Annotated in this window: 17 protein-coding genes; 8 read left to right on the forward strand and 9 right to left on the reverse strand. The window is 71.0% G+C overall.

The features are described from left to right. Positions 1 to 10 precede the first annotated feature (10 nt). Positions 11 to 829 carry a MaoC/PaaZ C-terminal domain-containing protein gene (locus AB0M70_RS41485; RefSeq protein ID WP_365828926.1) on the reverse strand — a complete coding sequence of 273 codons (819 nt, stop codon included), beginning with the start codon at positions 827 to 829 and terminating at the stop codon, positions 11 to 13. Positions 830 to 1004: 175 nt separating this feature from the next. Further along, positions 1005 to 2372, reverse strand: coding sequence for a 3-oxoacyl-ACP reductase (locus tag AB0M70_RS41490; protein ID WP_365828928.1), 1368 nt, complete (start codon positions 2370 to 2372; stop codon positions 1005 to 1007). 72 nt (positions 2373 to 2444) lie between these two features. On the opposite strand from AB0M70_RS41490, the gene AB0M70_RS41495 reads away from it, so the two are divergent. The 4 genes from AB0M70_RS41495 (at position 2445) to AB0M70_RS41510 (ending at position 8152) form a co-directional block, all read left to right on the forward strand. After that, positions 2445 to 3722, forward strand: a complete 1278-nt coding sequence (locus AB0M70_RS41495; RefSeq protein WP_365828930.1) for an acetyl-CoA C-acetyltransferase — start codon at positions 2445 to 2447, stop codon at positions 3720 to 3722. Between the two features lie 133 nt (positions 3723 to 3855). Beyond that, a complete protein-coding gene (locus tag AB0M70_RS41500) occupies positions 3856 to 5757 on the forward strand; it encodes an AMP-binding protein (RefSeq protein ID WP_365828932.1) in 1902 nt (633 codons plus the stop codon). An 84-nt stretch (positions 5758 to 5841) separates the two neighbouring features. Further along, positions 5842 to 7455 (forward strand): alpha/beta hydrolase, encoded by a 1614-nt coding sequence (locus tag AB0M70_RS41505; protein ID WP_365828934.1) that lies wholly within the window; start codon positions 5842 to 5844, stop codon positions 7453 to 7455. A gap of 31 nt (positions 7456 to 7486) precedes the next feature. After that, complete coding sequence (locus AB0M70_RS41510; RefSeq protein ID WP_365828936.1) at positions 7487 to 8152, forward strand: maleylpyruvate isomerase N-terminal domain-containing protein; 666 nt, start codon at positions 7487 to 7489, stop codon at positions 8150 to 8152. On the opposite strand, the gene AB0M70_RS41515 is transcribed toward AB0M70_RS41510, so the two are convergent. Then, entirely contained in the window at positions 8137 to 8394 is a 258-nt protein-coding gene (locus tag AB0M70_RS41515) for a DUF397 domain-containing protein (protein ID WP_365828938.1), read from the reverse strand. The genes AB0M70_RS41510 and AB0M70_RS41515 overlap by 16 nt on opposite strands. Further along, complete coding sequence (locus AB0M70_RS41520) at positions 8391 to 9257, reverse strand: helix-turn-helix transcriptional regulator (protein ID WP_365828940.1); 867 nt, start codon at positions 9255 to 9257, stop codon at positions 8391 to 8393. Before AB0M70_RS41520 ends, AB0M70_RS41515 begins: the two co-directional genes overlap by 4 nt. Before the next feature lie 127 nt (positions 9258 to 9384). Here AB0M70_RS41520 and AB0M70_RS41525 point away from each other — a divergent pair, with 127 nt between their 5' ends. Continuing rightward, positions 9385 to 9807 (forward strand): ATP-binding protein, encoded by a 423-nt coding sequence (locus AB0M70_RS41525; RefSeq protein WP_365828942.1) that lies wholly within the window; start codon positions 9385 to 9387, stop codon positions 9805 to 9807. A gap of 97 nt (positions 9808 to 9904) precedes the next feature. Continuing rightward, a complete protein-coding gene (locus tag AB0M70_RS41530) occupies positions 9905 to 10789 on the forward strand; it encodes an AraC family transcriptional regulator (protein ID WP_365828944.1) in 885 nt (294 codons plus the stop codon). Between the two features lie 61 nt (positions 10790 to 10850). Here the strand turns inward: AB0M70_RS41530 and AB0M70_RS41535 are convergent, their stop codons facing one another. From AB0M70_RS41535 to AB0M70_RS41545, 3 genes are all read right to left on the reverse strand, one after another. Next, positions 10851 to 11975 carry a lipase family protein gene (locus AB0M70_RS41535; protein WP_365828946.1) on the reverse strand — a complete coding sequence of 375 codons (1125 nt, stop codon included), beginning with the start codon at positions 11973 to 11975 and terminating at the stop codon, positions 10851 to 10853. 168 nt (positions 11976 to 12143) lie between these two features. After that, on the reverse strand, positions 12144 to 13160 hold the full coding sequence (locus AB0M70_RS41540; RefSeq protein WP_365828948.1) for an AraC family transcriptional regulator: 1017 nt from the start codon (positions 13158 to 13160) through the stop codon (positions 12144 to 12146). A gap of 132 nt (positions 13161 to 13292) precedes the next feature. Further along, entirely contained in the window at positions 13293 to 13664 is a 372-nt protein-coding gene (locus tag AB0M70_RS41545) for a hypothetical protein (protein ID WP_365828950.1), read from the reverse strand. 277 nt (positions 13665 to 13941) lie between these two features. On the opposite strand from AB0M70_RS41545, the gene AB0M70_RS41550 reads away from it, so the two are divergent. Continuing rightward, a complete protein-coding gene (locus AB0M70_RS41550) occupies positions 13942 to 15786 on the forward strand; it encodes a long-chain fatty acid--CoA ligase (RefSeq protein ID WP_365828952.1) in 1845 nt (614 codons plus the stop codon). 368 nt (positions 15787 to 16154) lie between these two features. Here the strand turns inward: AB0M70_RS41550 and AB0M70_RS41555 are convergent, their stop codons facing one another. Then, positions 16155 to 16469: an AzlD domain-containing protein gene (locus AB0M70_RS41555; protein ID WP_365828954.1), complete on the reverse strand. Its 315-nt coding sequence runs from the start codon at positions 16467 to 16469 to the stop codon at positions 16155 to 16157. Further along, complete coding sequence (locus AB0M70_RS41560) at positions 16466 to 17230, reverse strand: AzlC family ABC transporter permease (RefSeq protein WP_365828956.1); 765 nt, start codon at positions 17228 to 17230, stop codon at positions 16466 to 16468. The genes AB0M70_RS41555 and AB0M70_RS41560 overlap by 4 nt, the downstream gene beginning before the upstream one ends. An 89-nt stretch (positions 17231 to 17319) precedes the next feature. Between AB0M70_RS41560 and AB0M70_RS41565 the strand changes: the two genes are divergently transcribed. Next, positions 17320 to 17901, forward strand: a complete 582-nt coding sequence (locus tag AB0M70_RS41565) for an XRE family transcriptional regulator (RefSeq protein ID WP_365828958.1) — start codon at positions 17320 to 17322, stop codon at positions 17899 to 17901. The last annotated feature ends 236 nt before the right edge of the window (positions 17902 to 18137 follow it).

The following is an 18137-nucleotide window of genomic DNA, read 5'->3' on the forward strand; positions in this document are numbered from 1 at the left end:
CGTGCGGCGCTCAGCGGAGGGTCGCGGTTCCGGTGAGGTGGGTCTTGTGGGAATGGTCGCCGGCGCCCCGTAGCTGGAAGTCCGCGCCCTCGGCCGCGTACGTCACCGTGCCGGGGAGCAGCACGGGCGCCTTGAAGTCGACGCGTACGTGGGCGGATTCGGGCGTGCCGTACTCCGCGAGGCAGCGGGCCGCGGTCCACATGCCGTGGGCGATGGCGCGGGGGAAGCCGAGCAGGCGGGCGGTCAGGGGGTACAGGTGGATGGGGTTGCGGTCGCCTGAGACGGCGCCGTAGCGACGGCCGAGGTCACGGGGGAGAGACCACTCGGCGAGGACGGGGAGCGGGGTGCTGTCGAGAGGTGCCTTGGCGGGGGCGCCGGTCTCGGTGCGGTGCCGGGCCAGGTAGGTACTGCTGGACGTCCACACGGTGCTTCCACCGACACGCGCCTCGGTGACGACGGTGGCTTCGGTGCCGCGATGGTGAGGGGTCAACTGGGTCGCGTATACGCAGAGTTCAAGCTCATCGGCAGTGGTCAGGGCGCGCTGCTGATCGATCTCGATGGACGTATGAACGAGCCCGAGCAACGGCAACGGAAACCCCCGGGCGGACATGAGCCGCATGGCCAACGGAAAGCTGAGGACGTGGGGGTAGGTGAGGGGGAGGGTGCGCGGGCCGGTGCGATACCCGCAGAGACGGTTGTAGGCGCCGAGGTGCTCGCTGCTGGGCCGTATGCCACTGAGGGTGGGCCGCGAGGAGGGAAGCGAGGCGTCGGCAGTGGGCCGCTTGAGGGGGGACAGGAGGGCGCCACGGAGGAGGAGGGGGGCGAGCATGGGGTCCTTTCGTTCGGTGAGGCGATGCTGCGGGGCAATCGGGTGGGTGGGCGGGAAAAGCTTGTTCGGTAAGGGGACGCTGCGGGGTGCTCGGGCGGGTGGGCGGGAAAAGCCTGTTCGGTGGGCGGCACGCCGCGGGGCAATCGGGCGGGTGGGTGGGGGGAAAGGGCCAGCCCTACGCCCCCAGAAGGCTCTGCCCACAGACCCGGACCACCTGACCGTTGACGCCGGCCGAAGCAGGGCAGGCGAGCCAAGCCGTAGTCTCCGCGACGTCCACCGGCAGCCCGCCCTGCCCAAGGGAATTCATCCGACGCCCCGCCTCCCGGATGAAGAGCGGAACCGCCGCCGTCATCTTCGTCTCGATGAACCCCGGCGCCACCGCATTCACCCGCACCCCGTACTCCCCAAGCGCCCCCGGCGCCAGAGCCCGCACCAGACCGATGATCCCCGCCTTGCTCGCCGCGTAGTTGGTCTGGCCGACGTTCCCCGCGATCCCCGCGATCGACGCCGTGGCGACAACGCTCCCGCCCCGGTTCAACGTCCCGGACTTGAGCAACGCGTCCGTCGTCCGCAGCACGCTCGTCAGGTTCACGTCCAGGACCGGGTTCCAGCGGTCGGCCGGCATGTTGGCCAGCTTGCGGTCCCTCGTGATCCCCGCGTTGTGGACGAGGATGTCCAGACCGCCGGGGGCCAGCGCCGAAGCCATGCGCTCACCGGCGTCGTCCGCCGTGATGTCCAGCGGCAGCGCCGTACCGCCGAGCCGGTCCGCGACCCGTACCAAGTCCGCCTGCGCGGACGGCACATCGATGACGACCACCCGCGCACCGTCCCGCGCCAGCACCTCCGCCACGGCCTCGCCGATCCCCCGCGCCCCTCCGGTGACGAGCGCCGTGCGGCCGGCAAGGGGCCGCTCCCACCCGAGATCAAGGCCCTCCCCCTCAACGAGCCCCGTCTCCCCCGCCTCCCCCGTCTCGATCACCTGGCCACTCACGTACGCCGACCTGGGCGAGAGCAGGAAACGCAGCGTCGACTCCGCCCCGGCCGCCGAGCGCATGCGGACCAGCGTCGCCGTGCGGCCCTTGCCCAGCTCCTTGCCGAGGGAGCGTACGAAGCCCTCCAACGCCTGTTGCGCCGCCGCCTGGTGGTGGTCCACCCCCACGCCCACCCCTTGGCCCGACGCCGAGACGGCCGCGGCCGCGCCCAGCACCACCACACGCCCGTTCTCCGCCACCGACCGCACCACGGGGTGCAGCGCCGCGTGCACGAGGGCGAGGCCGGGAGTGTCGCGTATGCCCGTTGCGTCCACCACGATCGCCGTGGGACGGGAGGAACGGGACGTTACGCGCAGGTTTGTGCGCGCGAGGACCGGCGGCAGGTCCGCCGCGTGGGCGGACTCGCCCGCCGTCAGGAGTAGCAACTCGCCCTCCAGGTGCGGCCGTTCCGGCGTCCAGCGGCGCAGTGCCGACGGCTGCGGCAGACCGAGCCTTCGGGTGAGGAAGCGGCCGGGTGCGGTGCCCGTGAAGTTCAGATAGCGGTCGGCCATTGTCCAACTCCCAGCTCGGTCGTAAATTTACTTCAGAGTAAGGTTACTCAAGGGTCAGGAGCTGGTCGAGACATGAAACTGCCCACCACCCGCCGCGTGGCGGTCATCGGCGGCAGCCGCATCCCCTTCGCGCGCTCCGACGGCCCGTACGCGACCGCGTCCAACCAGGAGATGCTGACCGCCGCCGTCGACGGGCTCGTCGAGCGCTACGGCCTCGAGGGAGACGGCGCCGTAGGGGAGTTCGTCGCCGGCGCCGTGCTCAAGCACAGCCGGGACTTCAACCTCGCCCGCGAGACCGTCATCGGCTCGCGCCTCGCGCCGACCACACCCGCGTACGACATCCAGCAGGCCTGCGGCACCGGCCTGCAGGCCGTCATCGCCGCCGCGAACAAGATCATGCTGGGGCAGACGGAGTCCGCCGTTGCGGGCGGCGCGGACACCGCGAGCGACGCCCCGCTCGGCGTCAACGACTCCCTGCGGAAAATTCTCCTGGCCGCGCGCCGCGCCAAGACGGCGGGGGAGCGGGTCAAGGTGCTCGCCCGCGTACGGCCCTCGCATCTCGTGCCCGACATCCCGCGCAACGCGGAGCCCCGCACCAAGCTCTCGATGGGCGAGCACGCCGCAGTGACCGCGCAGAAGTGGGGCGTCACGCGCGAGGCACAGGACGAACTGGCCGCCACCAGCCATCAGCGGCTCGCCGCCGCGTACGACAGGGGGCTCCTTGACGGGCTCGTCGTGCCGTTCAGGGGGCTTGAGCGGGATCAGAATCTGCGGCCCGGGTCGAGCGTCGAGAAGCTGGCGAAGCTGAAGCCGGTGTTCGGGGTGGCGGGGGCCAACCCGACCATGACGGCCGGGAATTCGACGCCCCTGACCGATGGCGCCGCCGTGGCGCTGCTCGCGAGCGAGGAGTGGGCGGGGGCGCGCGGTCTGGAGCCGCAGGCCTACCTCACCGCGTACGAGACGGCCGCGGTCGACTTCGTCGGGGGTGATGTCGCCGGGGGCGAGGACGGGCTCCTGATGGCGCCCGCGTACGCCGTGCCGCGGATGCTGGAGCGGGCGGGGCTCGGGCTCGCGGACTTCGACTTCGTCGAGATCCACGAGGCGTTCGCCTCGCAGGTGCTTGCCACGCTGGCCGCGTGGGAGAAGCGGGGCCTGGGCGTGGTGGACCGGGAGCGGCTCAACGTCGCCGGCTCCTCGCTCGCCACGGGCCACCCCTTCGCCGCCACGGGCGCACGGATCATCGCCACCCTGGCGAAGCTCCTCGCCGAGCGAGGCAGGCCCGGCCGCGGCCTGATCTCGATCTGCGCGGCGGGCGGCCAGGGCGTGACGGCAATCCTGCAACGCGACTAAAACGAACCCGCCGGCGGCTTCCCCGCACCGAATCTCCCGAGTCCCCCCCGAATCCCCCGAGTCCCCCCCGAACCCCCGCCGCCCCTTCCCGGCCTTCCGGAACAAGCCGCCCCCCCGCTAAGGAGCCGCCCCCATGCCCCCCAAGCCCCCCGTAGGCCCCCAGCCCGCCCTCGTCGAACCCCACCTGCGGCACCTCGACGGGGCCGTGCGAGAAGTTTCCGTGCCGGCATTCGCGGCGGTCACCGTCAGTGGGTCCCTCGCCGACATTCCCTTCGACAACGCCCGTGAGGCGCCCGCCGAAGCCGTGCTGTCCCGGAAAGGTGATGACGGGCGGTGGTGGGACGTGTCCGCCGAGGACTTCGCCCGGGAAGTCCTCGCCGTTGCCAAGGGGCTGATCGCCGAAGGGCTTGCCCCGGGGGACCGGCTCGCCATCATGGCGCGTACGACCTACGAGTGGACGCTGCTCGACTTCGCCGGCTGGGCGGCAGGGCTCGTCACCGTCCCCGTCTATCCGACCTCCTCCGCCTACCAGACCCGGTGGATACTCCAGGACTCCGGCGCCGTCGCGCTCGCCGTCGAGACCTCGGCGCTCGCCGCCTCGCTCGGGCCCGAACGGGACCGGATGCCCGACCTGGAGCACCTGTGGTCCTTCGAGAAGGGGGACGTACGGCGCCTCGCCGAGCTGGGCCGGCAGGCGGGCATCTCCGATGATGAAGTGGACGCCCGGCGCGCCGCGCTGAAGCCCGATTCCGTCGCCACGCTCATCTACACCTCCGGCACCACCGGTCGCCCCAAGGGCTGCGTCCTGACCCACGGCAACTTCTTCGCCGAGGTCGACAACGCCATCGAACTGCTCCACCCCGTCTTCAAGTCCGTCAGCAAAGAGCCCGCCTCCACACTGCTCTTCCTGCCGCTCTCCCACGTCTTCGGACGCATGGTCGCCATCGGCTGCATGCGCGCCCGCGTGCGGCTCGGGCACGCGCCCAGCATCCAGACCGAGGACCTGCTCACGGACCTCAGCGGATTCCGGCCCACCTTCCTGCTCGCCATCCCGTACGTCCTGGAGAAGGTCTTCAACACCGGGCGCGCCACCGCCGAGAAGATGGGCCGCGCCTCCTCCTTCGACCGCGCGGCCCGTATCGCCGTCCGCTACGGCGAGGCGCTCGAGGCGCAGCAGCACGGCACGGGCCCCGGCCCCTCCTTCAAGCTGCGGCTGGCCCGCGCGCTGTACGACCCGCTGGTCTACCGGCGTATCCGCGCCGCCCTCGGCGGCAAGGTGCGGTACGCGATCTGCGGCGGCTCACCGCTGGGGCGCCGCCTCGCCGCGTTCTACGCGGGTGCCGGCATCGAGATCTTCGAGGGCTACGGCCTGACGGAGACCACCGCCGCGGCCACCGTGACGCCCCCGCTGAAGCCGAAGCTCGGCACGGTGGGCTGGCCGCTGCCCGGCACCCGCGTGCGGATCGCGGACGACGGCGAGGTGCTGCTCGCCGGGAGGCAGGTCTTCGGCGGGTACTGGGACGGGCAGGCGGGCCGTGCGGTGCCCGCGCGGGGCGAGTGGTTCGCCACGGGCGACATCGGCGCCCTGGACGCCGACGGATACCTCTCCATCACCGGGCGCAAGAAGGACATCCTCATCACCACCGGCGGCAAGAACGTGACGCCCGCCCCGCTGGAGGACTGGCTGCGCGCCCACCCGCTGATCGGCCAGTGCATGGTGGTCGGCGACGCCCGGCCCTACATCACCGCCCTGATCACCCTGGAGGCGGACGGCATCGCGCACTGGTGCCGCATGAAGAAGAAGGCGCACACGGGCCCCGGCCTCGCGGACGACTCCGATCTGCGCGAGACCCTGCAGCGCGCCGTCGACGAGGCCAACAAGCTCGTGTCGCGCGCGGAGTCCATCCGGCGGTTCGCCGTGCTGCCGGTGGACTTCACCGAGGAGAGCGGCCATCTGACGCCGTCCCTGAAGCTGAAGCGCGACGCCATCGAACGGGACTACGCCGAGGAGATCGAGAAGCTTTACGCACGGTAGCGGAAGTCACTCCCTGTCACCTGGACGGGCGAGGCCGTCGCCCCGCGCTTAGGGTGATCGAGGGGCAGACCCAGGGAGGTTGCCGTGCGTGGAGCTGTTGCACTCGCCGGCGTGACAGCGCTGGCCGTCGTGGGGACAGGGGCCTGGTTGCCGGGCCCCGGCACGGATGCCGGGCGTACGTCGGCGTCCGAGCCCTCGCCCAAGGACTCGTCCGAGCCCTCACCCACCCCCACGCCCAACCTCTCCCGCTTCTACGACCAGAAGATCAAGTGGGGCGCCTGCGAGGACGGCGGGGCGGGCCTCATGGCCGACCTCGGCGCCACGCCCGCGGCCAAGGACAAGAACGTCCAGTGCGGCAAGATCACCGTCCCCCTCGACTACGCGAAGCCGGGGCGCGGCACGGTCAAGGTCGCCATGATCCGCGTCAAGTCCAGCGGCGAGCCCCGCGGCTCCCTCCTCCTGAACTTCGGAGGCCCCGGCGGCGCCGGAGTCTCCGGGCTCCTCAGCTCGCAGAAGGAGTTCGAGTATCTCGGCAAGGGATACGACGTGGTCTCCTTCGACCCCCGCGGCGTGGGCGAGAGCTCGCCCGTCAGCTGCGGGGACGCCGAGGCGCGGGAGCCGGAGATGCAGAAGGACTCCGACGACCCCGGCGCCGTACTCGACGAGATGCGCAAGATGGCCGAGGAGTGCAAGAAGAACTCCGGGCCCGTCCTCCCGTACGTCGGGACCGTCAACGTCTCGCGCGACATGGACGTCATGCGCCAGGTGCTCGGCGACAAGAAGCTCAACTACCTGGGCTTCTCGTACGGGACGCGGCTCGGCGCCGTCTACACCGCCCAGTTCCCGAAGAACGTCGGGCGGATGGTCCTCGACGGCGTCGACACGCTGACCGAGGACGTCGCCGAGCAGGCCCTGGTGAGCGCGGAGGGCCGCCAGACGGCCCTCGACAACTTCGTCAAGTGGTGCACCGGCAACCCGGGTTGCGTCCTCGGCACCGACTCACGTGCGGCACGCGGCAACATGGTCGAGCTGATCAAGGGGCTCGACACGTATCCGCTCCAGTCGTCGGACGGCGCGGAGTTCACCGGCCAGGACGTCGTGGACGTACTCGGACAGGCGCTCTACAGCAGGCAGTCCTGGCCCGCGCTCTCACAGGCACTCGGCGCGCTCCTCGCGGACGGCGATCCCAGGGCGCTGTTGCGGATGAGCGGCTCCCTGGAGCAGCAGGTCAAGGCCCCGCACGACATCCCCGCCGACAACATGGCCGCCGCGCTCATGGCCGTGAACTGCGCGGACGACCCGGACCGCCCGGACGCGGACAGCCTCGAAAAGGAAGTGGGCAAGCTGCAGAAGGACTTCGAGTCGACCTCCGCGATCTTTGGTCAGTCGATGCTGATGCCGGTGCTGTTCTGCTTCGGCCGCCCCGCGGGCACGGACTACATCCGCGACGACGTACGCGACGTCAAGAGCCCCGACTTCCTCCTCGTCGGCACCCGGGGCGACCCGGCCACGCCGTACAGCTGGACCGAGGAGACCGCGAAGCGCCTCGGCTCCTCGGCGATCGTCCTGGACAACAAGGGCGACGGACACACCGGGTACGCCGGTTCGAAGTGCGTGCGCGAGAAGGTGGACGGATTCCTCCTGTACGGCGAGATGCCGAGGACCGGCAGCTCGTGCGGGGTGGAGGAGGAGGACTGACGTTCGCGGCGGCCACGGCTACCGTTCGCCTATGCGCCGACAAGCCGAACAAGATGCCCCCGCCCCCGGTCCCATAACCCCGGACGACCTCGACCAGGTGGTCCAGCTCGCCCTCGCCACCCTCCGCGAGGCACCCCCCACCGCCTGGGACGGCAAGGCGGGAACCCTGGAGTGGGACTGCTGGGAGACGGTGGAACACCTCGCCGACGATCTTTTCGCTTACGCGGCGCAGCTCGGCCCGAGGCAGCCGCCCCTCGACGGTGAGGTCCCCTTCATCTGGGAGCCCCGCAGGCCCGGCGGCCCCTCCAACGCCATCCACGCGGACAGGGCGGCGGGCCCCGCCGGACTGCTCCAGGTCCTGGAGTCGAGCGGCGCCCTGCTGATCGCCATGGCGCGCACGGCACCGCCGACGACCCGCTCGTACCACGGCTTCGGCATCTCGGACCCGGAGGGCTTCGCGGCGATGGGAGTCGTGGAGACCCTGGTCCACACGTACGACCTCGCCGACGGCCTGGGCCTGAAGTGGACCCCGCCCGCCGACGTGTGCGCCCGCGTACTCCACCGCCTGTTCCCGGACGCCCCGACGGACCAGGAACCGTGGCCGACACTGCTCTGGGCGACGGGTCGGGGCGAGCTGCCGGGCCAGGAACGACGTACGTCGTGGCGGTGGTACGGGGAGCCTCAGCAGGTGGGATGAGTTGCCGCCGCCTGGGCGATGAAAGTGGTCCACGCGGTAGGCGTAACAGTGAAGTTGGGGCCCTCGGGGTTCTTGGAGTCGCGTACGTGGATGGCGTGGGGGCAGGGGGATACCTCCACGCATGCACCGCCTTCGCCGCTGCTGTGGCTGGACTTACGCCAGGTGTAGGCGACTTCGATGCACGAGCCGCCCTCGCCGCCGCTGTGGCTGGACTTGAACCAGTGGAGCTGCTCTGTGTTCATCGTTCTCCCAGCATCGACTCGATGAGAACCAGAGACTCCCGGACATTGAGAGCCTGCGAGCGAAGAATGCCATAGCGGGCGGTAATGAGCCTGACCTCCTCGATCTCCGTGATCAGCCGCGGGTACCCCTGGACTTCTGTGTAAGCCACTTGCTGTCGTGACTTGCTCGTCAGCAGTGTGAACACGCCGTCCACATTGGGATGCTCCTCGCGATCGGTCGGCATCACCTGTAGCTCAATGGAGCGGTGCCTCCCCGCACGAAGAAGCTGTCGCAGCTGACCCTCATGAATGGTGCGCCCACCGATCGGCCGTTGGAGCGCGGCCTCTTCCATGATGAAGCTGCACACGGGGGCTGGCCAGCGCTCGAAGATCTGCTGTCGAGCGAGCCTGTCAGCCACTCGCTTTTCGATGGTCTCCGGGTCCAGGAAGGGACGTCGCTGCGAGAAGATCGCCCGTGCGTAGTCCGCGGTCTGGAGCAAGCCGTGAACGACCTGGTTGCTGTAGTCGTGCAGCTCAATAGCCTCGGCTTCCAGGTTGGCATACTTCCGGTACCACTCCGGGTGCCGAGTTCGAGCCTTGGCCTGGGCCTCTCGGACGTCATCCACAGCAGCAGCCAGAAGACCTCGACCGTCAAGCAACTCATCGGTTCTGAGCAGGAAGTCCGGCTGTGGAGTCCGAACCCCGCGCTCCATCGCTGAGATCAACGCCTCCCCGCAATGGACAGCGGCCCCAAGCTCCTTCTGGCTCAACCCGGCCCTCTCGCGCAGCACCTTGATCTGTTTGCCCAGAGCTCGGAAGAGATGTGCCGTGCCATCCGCTTCCGAGGGACGCTCCGGCCTTTGCTCATGGTCCGCGTTGGTCATACTCCGCACCGCCCTCGCATGGTTACGGTCGACCTCTCATACACACAGCCGCCCGCACTCATACAGCTACGCTCCGTCGCGGCGTCGTACCTGGTCAGCGTAGAGCCAACCGACCACGCTCAGTGACATGAAATCCCAAATCACCACCCCCCGAATGCAGTTCGCGCAGCGCCTCAGCTCCACCCGTAGAGGCGCCCGCCTGGCCCGGCGCCTCGCCGCCCACCAGCTGGAAGCCTGGGGCATTCCGCACGGCAGCGACCTGTCCGACGCGGCAGCGCACATCACCGCCGAGTTGGCGGCGAACGCGGTCACGCACGGCCACGTACCCGGAAGGGACTTCGAGCTCCGGCTCTTCTACGCGGAGTCGACGCGCACGCTGCGTATCGAAGTGGTGGACGCGCGGGGCGACCGCGTCCCGGAGCTGCGGCGCCTGGATGACCCCGAGGCGGAGACCGGCCGAGGGCTGCGTCTCGTCGAAGCGATCGCCGCGACGTGGGGCGTCGCGGAGCGCCGGATCGGCAAGACGGTGTGGGCCGAGCTTCGTACGTGAGGCCCCGGGCGGGGAGCCGACCGGAGCGGGCACAGGATGTCGGGTCCGGCAGGGTGGACTCTTCCTAGCGTGAGGTGTGCAAGGGAAGGAGTCCGGGGTGCTGGAGCGGTTGAACCAGGCCATGGAGCAGATCGAGGCCCATCTCGACGAGCGGATCGACGTGGCCGACCTGGCGCGGACGGCGGTGACGTCGGAGTACCACTTCCGGCGGCTGTTCTCCGCGCTGGCGGGGATGCCGCTGTCGGAGTACATCCGGCGCAGGCGGCTGACCGTCGCGGGGGCCGAGGTGCTCGACGGGGAGCGGACGCTCCTGGAGGTTGCCGTGCGTTACGGCTACTCGTCGGGCGAGGCGTTCGCGCGGGCGTTCCGCGGGATGCACGGGGTCGGCCCCGGTGAGGCCAGGCGGGGCGGCGCGACGCTGCGGTCCCAGCCACGGATGTCCTTCCGCCTCATCGTCGAAGGGAACAGCAGCATGCGGTACAAGGTCATCGAGAAGGACGCGTTCCGTGTCGTCGGCAGGAAGGCGCGCGTCCCGCTCGTGCACGAGGGCGTGAACCCGGACATCGCCACGTTCATCCGGGGGCTCGGACGGGAGACGCTGCAACGCATCGAGAGCCTGTCGGACGGGTCGGGTCAGGAGCCGGAGGGCGTCGTCTCGGTGAGCGACAAGCTGGACGCGAGCCGCGCCGAGGGGACCGAACTCGACTACTGGCACGGCGTGGTGAGCGGCGCGGACAGCGAGGTGCCCGACGACATGGACGCCCTCGCCGTCCCCGCCGGGAGCTGGGCGGTCTTCGAGAGCGCGGGGGCGTTCCCGCAGACGCTCCAGAACATGTGGCGGGACGTGTTCACCCAGTGGTTCCCGTCCAACCCGTACCAGAGCAGGCCGGGTCCGGAGATCCTGCGGACCCGCCTCTCGGACGACGGTACGCACGCGGACGCGGAGCTGTGGATTCCGGTGGAGCGGACGGCGGCCGGGTGAGCTCAGCGGCGCGCGGTGGCTTCCCGAAGCCACCGCGCGCCGTCAGCCCTTGGGGGGCCGGTCAGCAGTTCCCGCGCGCCGGCTTTCCCGCGAACCGGTCCGCCAGCCAGTTGGCCGCCAGCGGCGACTGCGTGATCACCCCGGAGACGTGCTCACCCAGCAGGATGGTGTGCCACTCCACGTTCGCGCCCTTGGCGCACCAGTCCTCGCGGACCTGCTTGCCGACGCCGTACGGGATCAGCTCGTCGGTGATCACGTGGTACTGGTACACCGGCGCGTCCGGAGCCCGCGTGCCGACCTGCGACTCGCGCAGGCGCTGCTGCCAGTCGGGCTGGTCGAGGGGGTTCTTCACGGTCATGTCGTCGATCTTCTTGAAGGAGCCGAGCACGGCGCCGTCCGCCACGCAGCTGTTCCGCAGCGTGCCGATCAGCTTCTTGCCCGCGGGGTTCAGATACGACTCCAGGTTCAGCTCGGGGAAGGCCGCGTTCTGGCCGATGGCGGCCATGAAGATCAGGCCCGAGCCGTACGAACCGTCGTTGAAGTCCGCCACCCGCGTCAGATCGCCCGGGATGCCACCGGCCGCCGTGCCCTTGACCTTCAGGTCGGGGGCGTACGACCCGTGCAGCTCGGCCGCCCAGCTCGCCGCCTGCCCGCCCTGCGAGTAGCCCATGACGCCGACCGGGGTGTCCGCGCCGAGCCCCGCCTCCGGGAGGCGGATCGCGGCGCGGGCGGCGTCGAGCATGGCGTGCCCCTCGGCCCTGCCGACCGTGTAGGTGTGGTCGCCGGGGGTGCCGAGGCCCTCGTAGTCCGTGACGGCGACCGCCCAGCCGCGCAGGGTGAGTTGCTGGATGAGGTTGGCCTCCAGGGTGGTCCCGCGGGGGAAGCCCGCGCTCGGGGCGCAGTGGTCGCCCATGCCGATCGTCCCGACGGCGTACGTGATGAGGGGGCGGGGGCCCTTCCTGCCGTCCTGCGGCACGATGACGGTGCCGGAGACGGTGTTCGGCTCGCCCTTCGCCGTCGTCGAGCGGTAGTTGATCTTCCACGCCTTGGTGTGGGTCGGCTGGCCCGGCAGCGGGTGGAAGCTGCTCGGCGCGGAGCTGACGATGTCTCCGGGGGCGGTGGTGTCCGTGGGTGCGGCCTGGGCCGTCACCGGGGTGATGACCGAGAGGCCGAGCGCGGCCACCACGGCCAGGGCCCTTGCGCTGGTTCGTGCGCTGGTTCGTGCTCCGGTTCGTGCTCTGGAACGAACGTGCATGCGGCTCTCCCAACAGTCCTCAGTACGGTCCTCAATGGCTGGGGTGTGCAGGCGACGACCGTAGTGACTGGTGGGTAAGTCCGGCGCTGGCGGGAGCGCTCAGCTTTGTTGACCCCGGTTCTCATAGCGGTAGGCCCCCGGCGTCGTCCCCGTCCACCGGCGGAATGCGCGGTGGAAGGCCGTGTCCTCGGAGAAGCCGAGCCGCGCGGCCAGCTCGGCGATGGGTTCCGTCCCCTCGGCGAGCCCGGCGATCGCCGCGTCTCGCCGGACGGCGTCCTTCAACTGCTGGTACGAGGTGGACTCCTGGGCCAGGCGGCGGCGCAGCGTCGCGGGGCTCACCGCGAGGCGGGCGGCGATCTCGCCCAGGGAGGGCAGGCGGGGCGAGGTGCGCAGCGCTCGGGCCAGGGCGCGCCGCACCTGTTCGGCGACCGTCGTCCCGTACTCGCGCCGCGAGAGGAGGTCGAACGGCGCGCGGCCCAGCATCGCCTCCAGCGCCGCCTCGTCCCGGATCAGCGGCGCGTCCAGCCAGCGCTCGTCGAACCCGGCCCCTGTGCGCGGCGCTCCGAAGCGGACCGGGCAGCCGAAGAGGAGCCCGTACTCGTCCTTGTGCGGGGGCGGGGGGTGCCCGAACTCGGCCCAGTGGAGCGGGATGCGGCGGCCGATCAGCCAGCTGCACAGGCGGTGCCAGATGATCACGAGGCACTCGGCGAGGAAGTAGTCCCGTTCGAGGTCGTTGCGCACGGCGAAGACGGCGCTGCCCGTTCCGCGGTGCTCCAGCGTGAGGTCGGGGCCGTCGGAGAACAGCCCGTAGAAGGTGACGCCCCGCTCCATAGCGGCGCCCAGGTCACGGCAGCCGAGGGAGGCGTGGCACATCATCGCGAAGGTGCCGGGCCTGCTGACCGCCGAGCCGAGACCGAGGAACTCGTCGCCGGTGGCGCGGTACAGCTCCCGGAAGAGGCGGGCGAACTGCACCTCGGTGATGCGGGCCCGGTCGTCGCCGAGGAGCAGCGGGGGGATCTGGGCGGTGCGGAGCAGCGGGACGGTGTCGATTCCGTGGCGCTCGGCGCCGTGCAGCATGGCGCGGACGTGGTGGACGGTGATGGTCCGGCTGGGCATGGGGGTTCCTTCCCCGTACCGGGCCCTCTCGAACTCCGACGATCGGATGCCGGGCTGACCCGCGTGGGACGGTCGGACGCCGGCCAGCCCCGCGTCCTGCCGTCAGACGCCGGCCAGGCCCGCGTGCTGCGGTCAGACGCCGGCCAGGCCCGCGAGCACGCCGAAGCCGACGGGCAGCAGGAAGGCGATGCGTCCGTACTCGGGCCGCCTCTTGTCCGCTCGGCGCAGGTAGGTCGCGAATCCCGCGGTGACGATGCCGAACGTCACCGCGTACAGCAGGGTGTCGGTGGTCGACATCCCGCTCCAGCCGTCGGAGAGCAGCGCGGTGAGGGTCATCGCGCCTCCGAACAGTGCGGCACCGGCCAGCGCGTCATCGCCGGAGAGCACCAGCGGTGCCGTGCTGCCGTGCCGCTCCTTGCGCCAGACCTGGAAGATCAGGACGGCGATCAGGACGATCTGCACGGCGACGGCCACCATGAACGAGGCCTTGAAAGTGGTCTCCATGGGTCATGTTCCCCCTTCTTGTCCATCGCGGAGCGATGGCTGACGCCGGGCGACTCCGCCCTGGTCAGGGGCGGTCTGGCGGCAGTCTTGCTAGGGATACTGGTGCCGGGGCCCCGGGGTCAACAAGGGTTTTGAGGATCTTCAGAGGGTCTGCGGTGTGTCTGTGATGCGTCTGTGGTGCGTCCGCGGGCTGGGGGGTGGGCTGAGCTCCGCGGCCAACTCCGCTGACGCTTCCCGCCATCCCCCGCGGGCCCGCACTGTCCCTAGCGTCGTACGCATGCAGCCCACGGAGCGTCCCGAGACCCTGGCCGTGCTCACCGAGTGGGCGGCCGACCGCCACGGCAAGCTGCCGGCCCTGCGCTTCAAGTCCGGGGGCGGGGCGTGGGAGGAGGTCTCGTACGAGCAACTGCGCACGCGCGTGCGTGAGTTCGGGGTGCGGCTCCTATCCGTCGGAGTGCGCCCGGACGACCGCGTGGCGATCCTCGCCGAGACCCGCCCCGAGTGGACGTACGCCCACTTCGCCGTGTTCGCGGCGGGCGCGGTGGTCGTCCCCGTCTACCCGACGGCGGGGGACGAGGAGGTGGAGTGGGTCGTCAAGGACTCCGACGCCTCGGTGGTGCTCTGCGAGAGCGCCGCGCAGGCCAAGAAGATCGAACGCCTGCGGCCGGGGCTGCCGGGCGTACGGCACGTGCTGCTGATGACGGAGGGGGAGGAGGGGAGCGAGGGAACGGAGGGAGGCCGCGCACCGGAGGCAACCCCGGACACGACCCCGCAAGCGGCGGCCGACGCCCTGCTGGAACGCTCCAGGGGCCGGGCTTCTGCCGACCTCGCCACGATCATCTACACCTCCGGCACCACCGGCCTGCCCAAGGGCTGTCTCCTCACCCACGGCAACCTCGGCGCCGTACAGTCCGCCACCCTCCCCCTGATCGAGGCGGGCCCCGGCGACTCGACGTATCTCTATCTCCCCCTCGCCCATCTCCTGGCCCAGCTCATCGAGTTCACGACCCTCATCGAGGGCGGTGAGCTGTGCTTCTTCGGCGGGAAGATCGAGAACGTCGTGGCCGAGCTGGCGGAGGCGAAGCCGACGCATCTGCCGTCCGTGCCGCGCCTGTTCGAGAAGGTGTACTCGGTGGTGCTGTCCCTCGCGGAGTCCCAGGAGGGGGGCCGCGAGCGGTTCGAGGAGGCGGTGCGTATCGGGGTCCTCGCGGCGGACGGCGCCCTGCCGCCCGAACTCCGGGACGCGTACGAGGAGGCGGACAAGGCCCTGTACGGACTGGTCAGGCAGGCGCTCGGGGGCCGTGTGAGGTGGGCCCTGACGGGTGGCGCGCCCATCGCGCCGCACGTCATCGACTTCCTGCGGGCCTGCGGGATCGGGGTCTACGAGGGGTACGGGATGACGGAGTCGGCCGGCGTCATCACCCTGAACCATCCCGGGGCGGTCCGGTACGGGACGGTGGGCCGCCCTGTCGAGGGCTGCGAGGTCCGTATCGCCGACGACGGGGAGGTCCTTGCCCGGGGCGAGATGGTCTTCCCGGGCTACCACGGGAACCCGGCGGCCACGCGTGACGCGGTGGACGCCGAGGGCTGGCTGCACACCGGCGACCTGGGTGCCCTGGACGCCGACGGCTATCTCAGCATCACCGGCCGCAAGAAGGACTTGATCATCACCTCGGGCGGCAAGAACCTCACCCCGTCCCTCAGCGAACTGGCCCTTCAGCAGTCGCGTTTCGTGTCGCGCGCGGTGATGGTGGGCGACAAGCGCCCCTACCCGGTGGCCCTGATCACGCTGGACGCGGAGGAGATCGGCGGCTGGGCGACCCGGAAAGGTGTGGAGCTGACCGAGCGCCCCTCCCAGGACCCGCACGTCCGCGCCCTGATCCAAGAGGCGGTGGACGCGGCAAACGCGACGTCCTCCCGCCCGGCCCGCATCCGCGACTTCGCGTTGCTAAACGAGGACTTCACGGTGGAAACGGGCTTGCTCACACCAAGCCTGAAGGTACGAAGGCACGCGGTGACGGAGCGGTACGCGGAGCTGGTGGAGGAGCTGTACGGGAGGAGCGGGACGAGGCAGCCGACGGGCACCCATCCGGAGCCCACGGCTACAACACCCCCGCCGTAGCCGCCGCCGCACCGAACACGCCGACGGCGAAGGTAGCCGTCCGCCGGGCGAGGACGCCGCCAACGCCCGCTAGTCGTAGCAGCGCTGTAGTCGCTGCCGCGCCGATCACGACCACGGCGAAGGGGTCCGCCAGGCCAGGACACCGTGGTGAGTGCTCCGGCGGCGAGCAGCGCGACGAGCAGGAGCAGCCAGCCGGGCTCGGCCGGAGCCTGCGGCTACGACCCCCTCCAGCCGCAGCAGCGCCGGCGAAGGGAGCCTTCCGCAAGGCGAGGGCGCCGCCCGCCCGTGCGCCGCCGGGCCGCGCCCACCCGGCGAAGCCGTGGCCCTGGGTGATGTGGCGAGCAGAAGCAGCCGGCCGGAGCCCGCGGCTACGAAACCCCCGCCAGCCGCAGCAGCGCCGTAGTGGCTGCCGCGCCGATCACGATCACGGCGAAGGGGGCCTTCCGCCAGGCCAGGGCGCCGGCCGCCAGTACGCCGATGGGCCGTGCCCAGCCGGCGAAGTCGTGGCCCTCGGTGAGGGCTCCGGTGGCGAGCAGGGCCACTAGGAGGACTACCGCGCCTACCGCCAGCAACTCCTGGACGCGGGCGGGCAGTTCGACCCGCCCGTGCAGCAAAGGGCCCGCGAGGCGGAAGGCGTAGGTTCCGGCGGCTAGGGCCAGGACGCAGGCGAGGTAGGCGTTCATGAGGCGCTCCTCTCGGAGGGGCGGGGAGGGCGTGTGGGACGGCCCGGTCCGCGCCGCGCCGCGAGGAGGCCGAGGAGGGCGAGGAGTACCGGCACCCCGGCAGGCAGCCATGGCGCGGCGGCCACCGCGATCACCGCACCGGCAGCCGCGGCCCGCCGCGTCATGCTGTCGCCGCGCAGGGCGGGCAGCACCAGGGCGAGCAGCACCGCGGGGAACGCGGCGTCCAGACCGAAGCGGGCGGTGTCGCCGATCACGGAACCGGCGAGCGCGCCTCCGAGCACGCTGACGTTCCAGACGGCGAACAGGCCCAGCCCGGATATCCAGAACGCCGCCTTGCGGCGCTTCTGGTCCGGCTGCGCCAGGACGAAGGCCGCCGTCTCGTCGGTGATCAGGTGCGCGCCGAGGAACCGCGCCGCCCAGGACCGGCCCAGGCTGTCGGCGACGGCCAGGCTGAACGCCGCCGTGCGGGAGTTGAGCAGCAGGCCGGTCGCGGCGGCGGCCACCGGGCCGCCGCCCGCCGCGAGAATCCCGACCGCGCTGAACTGGGCGGAGCCCGCGTACACGAGCAGCGACATCAGGACCGGCACCCAGACCGGCAGGCCGCCCGCGACGGCGATCGCGCCGAAGGAGACCCCGACGACGGCGTCGGCCAGCCAGACGAGGGCGATGTCGCGCAGAACACCGCGGGGGAGGTGGGAGAAGCGTACGAATCCGTCGTTCGTTCGGTTGGGTGGGTCGTCTGTTCGGTGTGGCGAACGCATACGTCGTAGGATGGGCGCAGTGGGAGTCGTTCGTCAAGGCGAACGAAACGTCCGCTAGGGCGAACGAACTGGCGAGGGAGCGGCACGGAATGACTGACGGCAAGGGCGGCGGAACGGCCCGGTCCCGGCTGCCCCGCGAGTGGGTGGCGGCCGCGTTGCGCCGGGAGCGGGCCAAGGCGGGGCTCTCCCTCTCGGAGCTGGCGAAACGCGCGGGGGTCGCGAAGTCGACGCTGTCCCAGCTGGAGGCGGCCACGGGCAACCCCGGCATCGAGACGCTGTGGGCCCTGGCGGTGGCGCTCGGGGTGCCGTTCAGCGTGCTGGTGGAGTCACCCGCACCGGAGGTGACGGTGATCAGGGCGGGGCAGGGCCCGACGATGCACGCCGAGCGCGCCTCGTACGCGGGGACGCTGCTGTCGGCGGGGCCGGCGGGGGTACGGCGCGACATCTACCACGGGGCGATGGAACCGGGCTCCGCCCGGGAGTCCGACCCGCACATCCCCGGCTCGGTGGAACACCTGGTGGTCAGCACGGGCCGCCTCCTGGCGGGCCCCCGCGACGAACAGGTGGAGCTGTCGGCAGGTGACTACATGTCCTACCGAGGAGACGTCCCCCACGCCTACGAGGCCTTGGAGCCAGGCACGACATTCGTCCTGATCATGCAACACACGTAGGCCCGTGCCCTGAAGGGGCGCGGGGAACGGCGCGCTCAGCCCCGACGGCGCAGCAGTCAAAGAGCCGGTCCCAGGGCGCCCCAAAGGGGCGCGGGGAACTGCGCGACCAGCCACGACGGCGCAGCAGTCAAGAACCCACCCCTAGTAGGACTCCGTTAGGTCTTCCCGTTTGCGCTGATCAAGAGCATGTTGAGGAGCGTGGACGTACATGAAGTGGAGCGTATGCGGGCGGCGTT

The organism is Streptomyces sp. NPDC051214, assembly GCF_040682375.1.
GTDB lineage: Bacteria > Actinomycetota > Actinomycetes > Streptomycetales > Streptomycetaceae > Streptomyces.